The sequence below is a fragment of the Parafrankia sp. BMG5.11 genome (genome assembly GCF_004337455.1).
On the sequence record NZ_SJXI01000008.1, the window covers coordinates 31,772 to 43,726 of the forward strand.

An 11,955-nucleotide genomic window follows, 5' to 3' on the forward strand; every position below is an offset into this window, starting at 1 on the left:
CCTCCATGCGATGCGCCGACGCCGTGCCGAAGCTTTGCTCCCCCCGCCTTATCGCCGCGATCCTGCTGCTGCCAGTGCTTGCCGGCTGCTCGTCGAAACCGGGCGAACCGGAGCCGCTGAGCAAGGAGGCGCTTGCCGCCGTGTCCGACGATCCCGGCGCGCCGACCGAGGATTTGGCGCGGGCGCTCGACGATGCGTTCACCAAGGACGGCGTTGGCGAAACCCGCGCGGTGGTGGTGATGCACGGCGGCAAGATCGCGGCGGAACGCTATGCTCCGGGATACGGTCCGGACACCCGCTTCGTCAGCTGGTCGATGGCCAAGACCGTGACCGCCACGATGATCGGCATGTTGATCGCCGACGGCCGCCTGTACCTCGACCAATCGCCGCCCGTGCCGCGCTGGCAACGGCCGGGGGATCCCCGCGGCGAGATCACGCTGCGCCAGTTGCTGCAGATGCGCAGCGGCCTCCGCCACTGCGAATCGTGCGATCCGCCGTACGAATCGGGGGAGGTGCGGATGCTGTTCCTCGACGGGCGCGACGACATGGCGGACTATGCCGAGAGCCAGCCACTGGAGAGCGAACCGGGCGCGAAGTTCGAATATTCGAGCAACACGACCGTGATCCTGGCGGACATTGCGGCGCGGGTGCTGACCCGCAGCACCGATCCGGAACTGCGCCGGCGGGCGGTAGCCGACTATCTCCACAGCCGCCTGTTCAAGCCGCTCGGCATGGACTCGATGGTGCCCGAATTTGACCGCTCGGGCACGTTGATCGGTGGCAGCCTGATCCACGGCACGGCGCGCGACTGGGCCCGGTTCGGCGATTTCCTGCGCAACAAGGGTTCCTACAAAGGCACCCAGGTGGTCCCGCGCCGCTGGGTCGAGTTCATGACCGCGCCGAGCCCCCGCCGGGGCAATTACGGCGCGCAGACCTGGCTCAATCAGGGCGCGCCCGAGGGCGATGATCCGCTGTTCGGTGAGCGCGGGCCGAAGTCCGCGTTCGCGATGATCGGCCACATGGGCCAGTTCGTCATCGTGGCGCCGGACCGCAAGCTGGTGATCGCCCGCCTAGGCCATTCGAACAGCGAGGAAATCCCGCGCGAGGTGCAGGAGCTGGCCGACATCGTCGAGCTTTATCCGGGCAGGTAGAAGCTCCCCTCCACCACCGTCACGCACGCGCCACCAAGCCAGGCGCGATCTCCCTCCAGCCGGCAGGCCAGGTCGCCGCCCCGCCGCGAAGCCTGGTGCGCGGTGAAGCGGTCCCGCCCCAGCCGCGCGGACCAGAACGGAGTCAGCGCTGCGTGCGCCGATCCGGTGACCGAATCCTCGTCCACCCCGCCGCCCGGCACGAATACCCGGCTCACGACATCAAAGTCGCGGCCCGGCGCGGTGCAGATGTACTGATGATCGCCGAGCGCGCCGAGCCCGCGCAGGTCCGGCGTCAGCGCCCGCACCTCGTCCTCGTGCGCGAACAGGTAGATGCCGTAGCGATCGGGACTGAGCCACACCTCCTCAGGCGCAGCGCCGAGCAGCGCCACCGCTTCGGCGAATTCGCCCCGGTCGGTCGGAATGGCGGGCAGCGCGAGTTCGTATCCTTCGCCCGTGCGCCGCACCTCGAGATTGCCTGCGCGGCGGGTTCGGAAGGTCATCCGCTCACCGCCGTCTCGCTCCAGCAGCACGTGCCCGCTGGCCAGCGTCGCGTGACCGCACAGGCGGATCTCGGTGGTCGGGGTGAACCAGCGCAGCTCCCAGTCGCATTCACCGGTCGCATCGCGGACCACGAAGGCGGTCTCCGCGAAGTTGTTCTCCTCCCCGATCGCCTGCAACGTTTCGTCGGGCAGCCACTCGTCGAGCGGCATGACCGCGGCCTGATTGCCCGCGAACGGGCGCGCGGCGAAAGCGTCGACGTGCCAGTACGGCAGCTTCATTGCGGGTCTCCTTGCGGTTCGGCGGGAAGCAGTTCCTCCGCGGCGGCACCTTCCTCGTTCACCAAGCCATCGGGGTCGGGGTGAATCAGCACTTCGACACCCGGAAACTCGGCTTCGATCCGGGCTTCAAGCTCGTCCATCACCCGGTGCGCCTCGGCGATGGTCATGCGCGGATCGACCGCGGCATGGAACTGGACGAAGTCGTGCATGCCCGATGTGCGGGTGCGCAGGTCGTGCACGCCGCGCAGTTCAGGATGCCCGGCGAGCGCGGCGACGAACGCCTCGCGCTTGTCGTCGGGCCACTCCTTGTCCATCAGGTGGTCGAGCGCTTCGGACGAGGCGCGCCAGGCGCCCCACGCCAGCCATGCGGCGATGGCGAGACCGAAGACCGGGTCCGCGCCGGTGACGCCGATCACCCGGTCGAGCACCAGCGCGGCGATGACCGCCAGGTTGAGCAACAGGTCCGACTGGTAATGGACGTTGTCGGTCTTGATCGCGAGGCTGCCGGTCCGGCGGATCACGTGCCGCTGCCACGCCAGCAACGCGAGCGTGGCAACCATGGCGATCACCGACACCGCAATCCCCTCGTCCGCCGAGGCGACCCGTTCCCCGCCAACCAGCGCCCCCACCGCGCGCACGGCGATGCCTGCGGCCGACAATGCGATCAGCACTACCTGGAACATCGCCGCCAGCGCCTCCGCCTTGCCGTGACCGAAGCGGTGCTCGCGGTCAGCTGGCTGGGCGGCGATCCACACGCCGATCAGGGTGGCGATGCTGGCGACCAGATCGAGCCCGGTGTCGGCGAGGCTGCCGAGCATCGCGGTGGAATCCGACTTCCACACCGCCCAGGTCTTCAGCACTGCCAGAAGTGCGGCCACCGCGATCGAGGCATAGGCGGCGCTGCGGGTGAGGGCGCCGCGGTCAGCCGAGGCGGCGGGACCCGTCACGGGTACAGCAGCGTGCTGGCCCAGCCGCCGCCCTCGGTGCGGGTGAAGCGGCGGCGGTCGTGCAGGCGTCCCGGCCGGTCGAGCCAGAATTCGATCGCTTCCGGGTCCAGCGTGAAACCGGTCCAGTGCGGCGGGCGCGGCACCTTACCGGCTTTCGTGTAGGCCTCCTCCAATTCCTCGACCCGCGCGACGTAGGTCGCACGGCTGTCCAGCGGGCGTGACTGGTCGCTCGCGGCCGAGCCGACCTGGCTGACGAACGCGCGGGAGCGGAAGTATTCGTCCGCCATGCTCGCCGGAACCTCGCTCAATGGGCCTTCGATGCGGATTTGGCGACGCAGGCTCTTCCAGTGGAACAGCAGCGCGGCGCGCGGATTGGCGAGGATCTCCGCACCCTTGCGGCTCTGCGCGTTGGTGTAGAAGGTGAATCCTTCGTCGCCGTAATCCTTCAGCAACACCATGCGGACGGACGGCACGCCGGCGGGCGTGGCCGTGGCAAGCGCCATGGCGTTGGCGTCGTTGGGTTCGCTCTCCCGCGCTTCGGCGAACCAGGCGGCGAACAGGCCGAGCGGGTCACTGTCGGGCAACGCGGATTGGTCAGCGTTCATCGCGCGCTCCGGTGGAAGTGTCACACGTGTCACACTGTTCTGGCGAAGATATTCCGGGCTGTCCCGTGGCTGTGGAACGGGACCCCCGGAAAGCCTGTCGGTCGGTTGCGCGAAGGATCATGCCCGTGCCCTACCCAAGGCCGCGCACGTAGGAAAGCGCGCGCTGCTTGCGCCCGCGCAGTGCCTCACCTAGCTAACACGCCACATGGCTAGCAAATCCGATCCTTATACAACTCTCGGCGTTGCACGCGGCGCGACCGAGAAGGAAATCAAGAGCGCCTATCGCAAGCTCGCCAAGGAGCTGCACCCCGATCGCAACGCCGACAATCCCAAGGCGGCGGAACGCTTTTCGGAGGTAACCCGCGCATACGATCTGCTGTCCGACAAGGACAAGCGCGCCCGGTTCGACCGGGGCGAAATCGATGCCGAGGGCAATCCGGCTAATCCGTTTGCCGGCCACGGTGGATTCGGCGGCGGCGGATTTGGCGGCGGCGGATTTGGGGGCGGCCGGGCTGGCGGGTTCCGGCCCGAAGATCTTCAAGGCATGGGCGGCGGCGCGGACGGGGTTGATCTCGGCGACCTGTTCGAAGGCCTGTTCGGCGGCGGCGCCCGCAGCAGCCCGTTCGGGCAAGGTGGCGGCTTCGGCGGGGCGGGACCCGGCGGATTCGGCGGCCAGCAGCGCCGCGCGGCGCCCCCGCCCAAGGGTGGCGACATCGCCTATCGCCTGCGGGTGCCGTTCGTCGATGCCGCGCGCCGTGCCGACCAGCGGATCACGCTGGCCGATGGCAAGACGATCGACCTCAAGCTGCCAGCCGGGGTCGAGGACGGCACCCAGATGCGGCTGAAGGGCAAAGGCCAGCAGGGACCGGGCGGCACCGGCGACGGGCTGGTGACGATCTCGGTGGAAAGTCACCCCTTCTTCCGCCGCGAGGGCGACAACGTGCGGCTCGACCTGCCGCTCACGCTGGATGAGGCGGTCACCGGCGCCCGGATCAAGGTGCCCACCGTGGACGGCCCGGTGATGCTGTCGATCAAGCCGGGGACCAGCGGCGGCACCACAATGCGCCTCGGCGGCAAGGGCTTTTCGCGCAAGGACGGCTCTCGCGGTGACCAGCTCGTCACGCTGGAAATCGATCTTCCGGATGACGTCGCGGAACTGGGCCGCCGGCTTGAAGGTTGGCACGACACCCGCAATCCGCGGGCCAAGCTTGGCGTGTAAGCCCTTCCCGGCGACACTCGGCAAGCCAGCCAAGAAGATCGCATGAGCGAAGAGGTCCTGCCCGAGCCCGAAGAACGCGTCGTCCATACGCTGTCACCGGAAGAACGGCGGCAGGATGCCCTGCGGCACCGGCCCCACCTCAGGGCGCGGGTGCTCAGCGAAGTTGGCCCCGGCACGCGCGCGTTCGAGATCGGAAAACGGGTGCTCATCGGCGCCTACAACGACGGGTTCATCCATGCCGGCAATCTGGCCTACATGGCGATCCTGGCGATCTTTCCGTTCTTCATCCTGGGCGCGGCGATTTTTTCCCTCGTGGGCGAGGAAGCCGATCGGGCGGCCTCGATCGACGCGATCCTCTATGCCCTGCCTCCGCTGGTCGGCAACGTGATCGAACCGGTCGCGCGCAGCGTGGTGCAGGACCGCAACGGCTGGTTCCTGTGGCTCGGCGCGCTCTTCGGGTTGTGGACCGTCTCCAGCCTGATCGAGACAATCCGCGACATCCTGCGCCGCGCCTATGGCACCAAGGCGGTGCACGCGTTCTGGAAGTATCGGCTGTTCTCCGCCGGGGTGATCTTCGGCGCGGTGGTGCTGCTGATGATCAGCCTGCTCGCGCAGGTGCTGATCGGGACGGCGCAGGAAGTGATCGACGCCTATCTGCCGCGGCTGAACGATGTCATCGGCGCGCTGCGGCTGTCGCGCATCGTCCCCGCGCTGGGCCTGTTCGGTTCGCTGTACCTGTTGTTCTATACACTGACCCCCAAGGCCTACCGCAGCCGGCGTTATCCCAAATGGCCGGGCGCCTTGGCCACGGCGGGGTGGTGGGTCGCGGTCACGGTGGCGCTGCCGCCGGCGATCCGCAGCTTCTTCAGCTATGACGCGACTTACGGCAGCCTCGCCGGCATCATGATCGCGCTTTTCTTTTTCTATCTCGTGGGCTTAGGGATGGTGGTCGGAGCGGAGCTTAACGCAGCGCTCGCCGAGACGCCGGAAGAGGCTGAGAACCGCATCGGCCAAGCCGACAACCGCGCCCGGCACGCAGCGGCAGCCGCGCGCGAACTGAAGCGCATGCAGGAAGAGGGTATCGGATGAGCGATCTGATGGCGGGCAAGCGAGGCCTGATCATGGGCCTGGCCAACGACAAGTCACTGGCCTGGGGCATCGCGCAAAAGCTGGCCCAGCATGGCGCCAGCCTGGCGTTTTCCTATCAGGGCGAAGCGCTGGGCAAGCGGGTGATCCCCCTGGCCGAGCAACTGGGCAGCAACTTCTGCTTCGATTGCGACGTGTCCGACATGGCCGCGCTGGACCGGGCGTTCGACACCCTGAAGGACCGCTGGGAAACGCTCGACTTCGTGGTCCACGCGATCGGCTTTTCCGACAAGAACGAACTGCGCGGAAAATACCTCGACACCAGCCTCGACAATTTCCTGATGACGATGAACATCAGCGCCTACAGCCTGGTGGCGGTCGCCCGACGCGCCGCGCGGATGATGCAGCCAGGCGGCAGCATGCTGACGCTGAGCTACTACGGCGCTGAGAAGGTCGTGCCGCACTACAATGTCATGGGCGTCGCCAAGGCGGCGCTGGAGGCGAGCGTCAAATATCTCGCCAATGACCTCGGCCCCGACGGCATCCGTATCAACGCAATGTCCGCCGGTCCCATCAAGACCTTGGCAGCGAGCGGGATCGGCGACTTCCGCTACATCCTCAAATGGAACGAACTGAACGCGCCGCTGCGGCGTAACGTGACGATCGACGATGTTGGCGGCGCGGGGCTGTACCTGCTGTCGGATCTCGCCAGCGGAGTTACTGGCGAAGTTCACCACGTGGATGCCGGTTATCACACCGTCGGCATGAAGCAGGAAGACGCACCGGACATCGCGCTAGATTAGTAAGCCGACTTCCCCTGGGGCCGCCTCAGCTGTCGGTCAAGCATCCTGTTTTGGAAGGGGCCGATTTTGCGACAATGAGCACGTTTCCCTCTCCGGAAGTCGAAGCGATCAACTGCTTAACTCGGCGCCCTAAGCGCTTCCGCAAACCTCCTCCCGTTGGGGGTGTGCGGATACCACCCGGTAGCTCACTGAGTTCAACAACCGTCAATTCGGAACCGTCGAATAAGGCACGTAGGGAGCGGGGCGTGAAATATTGAACATGGTCAGGCGCACCCAGAAGCACTTGTCGAAGCCGCGGAATGCGATCGGCAATAGCGATGGACACCGATCCGTACGTCGGTACTTTGGCAAAGAAGGTGCCGCCCGGCCGCAGACGAACCGCGGCCGCCTTGAGAAAACTTGCAGGATCGCGCAGGTGTTCGAGCACGTCCCACATTGTGATCACGTCGACCGCTTGGAGGCCATCAGTCTGGAGAAAATCGCCGGCTCGGGCTTCATGCCCTCTTTGCTGGCAAAGCACTGCTGCGTCCTCGGAAACGTCAAGGCCGGTAGCCGACAGGCCAGCGCGCTTTGCCGCACTGAGGAACGCGCCTGCGCCACAACCGACGTCGATAATTGCCGCAGCAGCAGGGATCCTCGGTAGCAGAACGTCGGCAATAATCCGATCGAAGTTTTGTGCCAACGTTGGATCGTCGCGGTATCCTGCATAGCTGCGGGTATAGATCGCTTTATCCGAGCTTGCCTGCTCATCCCGGCTAGTCCGGATCCAGCTATGCCCGCAAGCTGCGCAACGGGCGATGCGTCCTCGTGGCTTGGGGTGGGTCTCGGCAGAGCAGGCGGGGCAGGCGGGAAACGCTTCGTCAGGCATTGCCACGCAGTACCTCCTGAAAAAACTCGATCGTCTTAGCGAGGCCTTCTTCAAGGGGAACCTTCGGTTCCCATCCTAGCTTGTCGCGAGCGAGCGAAATGTCCGGCTTGCGCTGCAGCGGGTCGTCTTGGGGCAAGGGCTGGAACTGAAGCTCGGATCTAGAGCCAGTCTGCTCGATCACCATTTCTGCGAGCTGGCGAACCGTAAACTCGCGCGGAGTGCCCAAGTTCACCGGACCGGGAAAGCCGCTCGCGCTTTCCATTAATGCAAGAAAGCCGGTAATCAGGTCATCGACATAACAGAAGCTGCGCGTCTGCTCCCCTTCGCCGTAGATCGTAATGGGCTCGTTCCGGAGGGCCTGCAGGATGAAATTCGAGACTACACGACCGTCTGCCGGGTGCATCCGCGGGCCATAGGTGTTGAAGATCCGCGCTACCTTGATGTCCAGTCCATGCTGCCGGTGATAGTCGAAGAACAGGGTCTCCGCGCAGCGTTTGCCCTCGTCATAGCACGAGCGAATGCCGATCGGATTGACATTGCCCCAGTAGGATTCAGTCTGCGGATGCACCGCGGGGTCTCCATAGACCTCGCTGGTCGATGCCTGGAAAATACGGCAACCGAGCCGCTTGGCGAGGCCGAGCACGTTGATCGCACCGTGGACCGATGTCTTTGTGGTCTGCACAGGATCGTGCTGGTAGTGGACGGGTGAAGCGGGGCAGGCCAGATTCCAGATCTCGTCGACCTCGACGTAGAGCGGAAAACACACGTCGTGACGCATGAACTCGAAGCGCGGCTCCTCCTTCAGGTGGTCCAGATTTCGCTTGTCCCCAGTGAACAGATTGTCGACGCAAAGGACTTCGTCGCCGCGCTCCAGGAGCCGGTCGACCAGGTGCGAACCGAGGAACCCGGCTCCACCCGTAACCAGCACGCGCTTGCGGCCATAGCCATTGCGGCGCTGCGACATCCGAGAGGCTACCTTCTTCGACAAGCTACTGAGAACCAGAGCGTCCATAAGAATTACGATTCAAATAGGCAACGACGATACGGAACGCTTGCTTCGGAAGCTTGCCTATCGAGCACTGAAACGGGTAGGGCGCGCGCGATGAGCAAAGATGACGCCGAGGCCAACTATCGCGCGCAAGCAGGGAAGGCGTACCTGGAACAGCGCTCCGGGGCCGCATCGGATCACGTTCAAGCGTTGCGAGCATCACTGTTTACGGATGTGGCGGGGTGCGACAACAGGGTACTGGATTTCGGTTGCGGAACAGGAGGTGTAGTCTCACGCCTTGCAGCCGCATCGAGAACGGGAGTCGAGATCGGCTCCGAAGCAGCTGCGGTTGCTCGGGCCAAGGGCATCCGGGTAGTCGAAAGCCTTGAGGAACTGGAAAGCCACTCGATCGATGTGGTAATCAGCTTTCATGCAATCGAGCATACCGAGAACCCCGCCGATATCCTGCGGCAAATCCGGCGCGTAGTGCGCCCTGGCGGCAAGGTCCGGCTGATTGTTCCAGGCGAGAGTCCACACGATCCAAGACAATCCTCGTGGCGGCACAACGATGATATGCACTTGTATACTTGGACACCGCTTATTTTTGGCAATCTGGCAGTGATAGCCGGATACAGCGAAATCTCGACTGCGATCGCTCCAATGCCCACTGGTTCGCGTGCCGTTAAGCTCGTCTCGGCCTGCCCACCGCTCAAGCGAATCCTGCATCACCGGATTGCCGATCGATTGAATGCTTGGAATGTCATTCTGAACGCTCGTGTTCCCGCCACGAATGGCTGAACATCCTGCCTCCTTGGTGAAGAAAGGTCGCGACGGAGAGACGGTTCCACGATACTTCCAGATCACGGTCCTGTTGTTCTTGCTCCTGACTGGCGCAGTACCGCAACTGCTCCAGGCAACGTTCAATGGTATGAGCGGCGGGAGCGGCTTTGCCCCGGCAGTCTTGACGTCATTGGTTTATGATCTCGTCAGGATCGCTCCCCTCTTGGTGCTCGCGCGCCACCCCGCCGGTATTTTGCACCCGATCATCGTGGCAGTGGTCGTCTGGCCTCTGCTCACGACCTTGCCCAATTTGATTGACAGCTTTGGCGGGTATGCCGGTCTTCTTTCGGGTCAGCCCCTGAAAGCGCCCTACTTCACCACGCTTGGATGGAAGACTGATGCGGAAACTTGGAGTGCGTTAACGCAGTATCGTCTCCTACAAATAGCTTCGCTGATCAGCCTTTACACTGGTTTCGCAATTGTGCGCCGCGACTCGGGGCGCAGAATCACAATCCTACAGGGTATGGATTCCCAGCGACTTCGCCGGATCTTGGTGGGTGTAATAATCGTCAACCTTTTCGCTGTTGCAGTCTTTGTCCAAACTCGCGGTGGCTTGGTCGAGCACGTGATCGAGTTGGCCTATGGACGTTTCCGCGCACTTGCGGGACTTGGGCCGCTGCTAGCCCTCTTTGATATCGGTTTTCTTGCGCTGCTGCTGTGGATTTGCACGCGCCCGCAGGATTCCCGCCACCCCCTATTCCTCGTTCTGCTTCCATTGGTCGCAGCCCAACAGTTTATCGTCGCCGGCTCGCGCTCGGCAGCATTATTGGTCGTCGTCCTGACGGGCCTGGGATGGGCCTTGTCGGCACGCCGGGTTCCCTGGCGCTTAGCGCTAATTCTCCTGCCGATCGCCTTTTTGTCCTTCGGTGCGCTTAATCTAATCCGAACTGCGGGCCTGACCAACACAACTCTTATTGAAGCAGCTGGCGATGCAGACCTCGGCACCGTCCTTCAGCGCTCGCAGGAGGAATTCGATTTGCGCCAGTCGCTGTCCGGCGCAGTCCCTATCATAGCCGATGGCATGCGGACCACAGGACCGATGTTCGGATATACCTACTCGGGAGCGCTGTTCGCGGTGATCCCGAGAACGTTTTGGCCGGAGAAGCCTCGTGGCCCCGGCTCGCTCTACGCTCAGCACTTCCTCGGTGAGTCGGTCGAAGGAACCGCGGTACCGATTGGCGCCGTTGCCGAGGCATTCTGGAATTTCCATGCTCCAGGCGTGATCGTCCTGTTCGCGTTATATGGCTGGATTCTCCGAAGGGGCCTAGAAACCTACAACCGTAATCCGCGCAATGGGGCTGTCATCGCCGGTTTCGTCCTGCTGGCAACCCAGTTCGGGGTAGGGACTGACGAACTGGTGGCATTTCAGCAGCTCATCCTGACGGGTCTGCTGCTTTTCGGCATCATCGCGCTGTTCTATCCAAGGACGATGGCGGCAAGACGATCATCCGGGACAAGTGCGCGGCAAACCGCCGTTCGATAGGATCTCGCCATGACTGAGAATGATATCGCCTTCCCCCAGGTCAGCAGGCGGCGTGTCCTCCACGTCCTCAAGTGGCTGCCACGTGGCGGGATCGAGACCTGGCTGACGCATATTTTCGCCAACGGCGCAAATGGACCGATCCAACACGAAGTCCTTCTGATGCAGGACGAGATCGGACCTTATGAAGCCAAGGTCCGCGCCGCCGGAGTGCGTATTCACACGCTCCCCGTGCGCGGCTGGTTAACTTGGCTGCTCGCCTTGCGCCGCTTCCTACGGTCGAACGGGCCGTTCGCCGTGGTCCACTCGCACGTCGATTCGATTGTCTCTGGCCCGGTGCTGGCGGTTGCCGCAGCCAGCGGGGTTCCAGTGCGGATTATGCACAACCACGCTGCGCAAAGTCAGGGCGCGAATTATCAGGATCTACGGTACAAGGTGCGCGAGCTCATCGGAACATCCATTATCGCGGCCGCCGCAACCCGCCGTATCGCCATTAGTGAAATGGCAATGGAGCAGAGCGCCGGCGCCCGGTGGCGCGAGCGCAAGGACTGCACCATTTTGCTCTACGGATTCGATTACAGTCATTTCGCCGAATCGCGTGCACGCGCGGACCGGCTCCGCATCGAACTGGGCATAAGGGTCGGTTGTCACGTGCTGGGGCACGTTGGTCGGTTCGCATCGCAGAAAAATCACGCGTTCCTGATCGACACATTCGCTGAATATCTCAGGCTTGATCCCGAGGCCGTTCTGGTACTGATCGGGCACGGCCCTCTTAAGGCCCAAGTTCAGGCGCAGGTCGACCGGTTGGAGATCGCCGGGTCAGTCCGGTTCGCCGCCGGTACCGATGACATTGCCGCGTTTATGTCGCTGTTCGACGTCTTTGTCTTTCCCTCCTTCAGCGAGGGCTTGGGCATTGTGGCCCTCGAAGCTCAGGCTGCCGGCACCCCCGTGATCATGCCCGAGAACATGCCGCACGAGGTCATTGTGATACCTGAAGCCGTCACGCTGCTGCCGCTCGATGCGGGTGCGCGAGCTTGGGCGCAAGAAATCGGCCAAATTCTCGGCCAGCGTGCCCCGGACCGCGCCGAATGGCTTGCCCGGGTCGAGGGAAGCGCGTTCGGTCTCGAGCGCTGCATTGCCGATCTGAACGCGATCTATCGCGAGGAACTGGCGAAACACGCATGACCTG

Annotated in this window: 12 protein-coding genes; 7 read left to right on the forward strand and 5 right to left on the reverse strand. The window is 63.8% G+C overall.

Annotation, left to right across the window (positions count from 1 at the left end; genetic code table 11):
* Positions 1-5 precede the first annotated feature (5 nt).
* Complete coding sequence (locus E0504_RS06060; RefSeq protein ID WP_131622326.1) at positions 6-1,151, forward strand: serine hydrolase; 1,146 nt, start codon at positions 6-8, stop codon at positions 1,149-1,151.
* Here E0504_RS06060 and E0504_RS06065 read toward each other — a convergent pair.
* The 3 genes from E0504_RS06065 to pdxH are packed head-to-tail and all read right to left on the reverse strand — an operon-like array spanning position 1,136 to position 3,482.
* A complete protein-coding gene (locus tag E0504_RS06065) occupies positions 1,136-1,930 on the reverse strand; it encodes a PhzF family phenazine biosynthesis protein (protein ID WP_131622328.1) in 795 nt (264 codons plus the stop codon). The two genes, E0504_RS06060 and E0504_RS06065, sit on opposite strands and share 16 nt — an antisense overlap.
* Entirely contained in the window at positions 1,927-2,877 is a 951-nt protein-coding gene (locus E0504_RS06070; protein WP_131622330.1) for a cation diffusion facilitator family transporter, read from the reverse strand. The genes E0504_RS06065 and E0504_RS06070 overlap by 4 nt, the downstream gene beginning before the upstream one ends.
* Positions 2,874-3,482: a pyridoxamine 5'-phosphate oxidase gene (gene pdxH, locus E0504_RS06075; protein WP_131622332.1), complete on the reverse strand. Its 609-nt coding sequence runs from the start codon at positions 3,480-3,482 to the stop codon at positions 2,874-2,876. Before pdxH ends, E0504_RS06070 begins: the two co-directional genes overlap by 4 nt.
* Positions 3,483-3,687: 205 nt before the next feature.
* On the opposite strand from pdxH, the gene E0504_RS53400 reads away from it, so the two are divergent.
* From E0504_RS53400 to fabI, 3 genes are read left to right on the forward strand one after another with little or no spacing between them, the layout of a single operon-like run.
* On the forward strand, positions 3,688-4,701 hold the full coding sequence (locus E0504_RS53400) for a DnaJ C-terminal domain-containing protein (RefSeq protein WP_131622334.1): 1,014 nt from the start codon (positions 3,688-3,690) through the stop codon (positions 4,699-4,701).
* Positions 4,702-4,743: 42 nt separating this feature from the next.
* Entirely contained in the window at positions 4,744-5,790 is a 1,047-nt protein-coding gene (locus tag E0504_RS06085; protein WP_131622336.1) for a YihY/virulence factor BrkB family protein, read from the forward strand.
* Positions 5,787-6,590, forward strand: coding sequence for an enoyl-ACP reductase FabI (gene fabI / locus E0504_RS06090; RefSeq protein ID WP_131622338.1), 804 nt, complete (start codon positions 5,787-5,789; stop codon positions 6,588-6,590). Before E0504_RS06085 ends, fabI begins: the two co-directional genes overlap by 4 nt.
* A gap of 25 nt (positions 6,591-6,615) precedes the next feature.
* Here the strand turns inward: fabI and E0504_RS06095 are convergent, their stop codons facing one another.
* Positions 6,616-7,458: a methyltransferase domain-containing protein gene (locus E0504_RS06095; RefSeq protein WP_243657434.1), complete on the reverse strand. Its 843-nt coding sequence runs from the start codon at positions 7,456-7,458 to the stop codon at positions 6,616-6,618.
* Positions 7,451-8,422, reverse strand: a complete 972-nt coding sequence (locus E0504_RS06100; protein WP_131622341.1) for a UDP-glucuronic acid decarboxylase family protein — start codon at positions 8,420-8,422, stop codon at positions 7,451-7,453. Before E0504_RS06100 ends, E0504_RS06095 begins: the two co-directional genes overlap by 8 nt.
* Before the next feature lie 138 nt (positions 8,423-8,560).
* Here E0504_RS06100 and E0504_RS06105 point away from each other — a divergent pair, with 138 nt between their 5' ends.
* The 3 genes from E0504_RS06105 to E0504_RS06115 are packed head-to-tail and all read left to right on the forward strand — an operon-like array spanning position 8,561 to position 11,951.
* On the forward strand, positions 8,561-9,244 hold the full coding sequence (locus tag E0504_RS06105; RefSeq protein WP_131622343.1) for a bifunctional 2-polyprenyl-6-hydroxyphenol methylase/3-demethylubiquinol 3-O-methyltransferase UbiG: 684 nt from the start codon (positions 8,561-8,563) through the stop codon (positions 9,242-9,244).
* A complete protein-coding gene (locus E0504_RS06110) occupies positions 9,237-10,769 on the forward strand; it encodes an O-antigen polymerase (RefSeq protein WP_131622345.1) in 1,533 nt (510 codons plus the stop codon). Before E0504_RS06105 ends, E0504_RS06110 begins: the two co-directional genes overlap by 8 nt.
* A 9-nt stretch (positions 10,770-10,778) precedes the next feature.
* A complete protein-coding gene (locus tag E0504_RS06115; RefSeq protein WP_131622347.1) occupies positions 10,779-11,951 on the forward strand; it encodes a glycosyltransferase in 1,173 nt (390 codons plus the stop codon).
* Positions 11,952-11,955 lie beyond the last annotated feature (4 nt).

Bases quoted from the DNA above. Each gene is read 5' to 3' on its own strand.
- E0504_RS06115 (WP_131622347.1), top strand. From the start codon at position 10,779: ATGACTGAGAATGATATCGCCTTCCCCCAGGTCAGCAGGCGGCGTGTC.
- E0504_RS06110 (WP_131622345.1), top strand. From the start codon at position 9,237: ATGGCTGAACATCCTGCCTCCTTGGTGAAGAAAGGTCGCGACGGAGAG.
- fabI (WP_131622338.1), top strand. From the start codon at position 5,787: ATGAGCGATCTGATGGCGGGCAAGCGAGGCCTGATCATGGGCCTGGCC.
- E0504_RS06065 (WP_131622328.1), bottom strand. From the start codon at position 1,930: ATGAAGCTGCCGTACTGGCACGTCGACGCTTTCGCCGCGCGCCCGTTC.
- E0504_RS06105 (WP_131622343.1), top strand. From the start codon at position 8,561: ATGAGCAAAGATGACGCCGAGGCCAACTATCGCGCGCAAGCAGGGAAG.
- E0504_RS06095 (WP_243657434.1), bottom strand. From the start codon at position 7,458: ATGCCTGACGAAGCGTTTCCCGCCTGCCCCGCCTGCTCTGCCGAGACC.
- E0504_RS06085 (WP_131622336.1), top strand. From the start codon at position 4,744: ATGAGCGAAGAGGTCCTGCCCGAGCCCGAAGAACGCGTCGTCCATACG.
- E0504_RS53400 (WP_131622334.1), top strand. From the start codon at position 3,688: ATGGCTAGCAAATCCGATCCTTATACAACTCTCGGCGTTGCACGCGGC.
- pdxH (WP_131622332.1), bottom strand. From the start codon at position 3,482: ATGAACGCTGACCAATCCGCGTTGCCCGACAGTGACCCGCTCGGCCTG.
- E0504_RS06100 (WP_131622341.1), bottom strand. From the start codon at position 8,422: ATGTCGCAGCGCCGCAATGGCTATGGCCGCAAGCGCGTGCTGGTTACG.
- E0504_RS06060 (WP_131622326.1), top strand. From the start codon at position 6: ATGCGATGCGCCGACGCCGTGCCGAAGCTTTGCTCCCCCCGCCTTATC.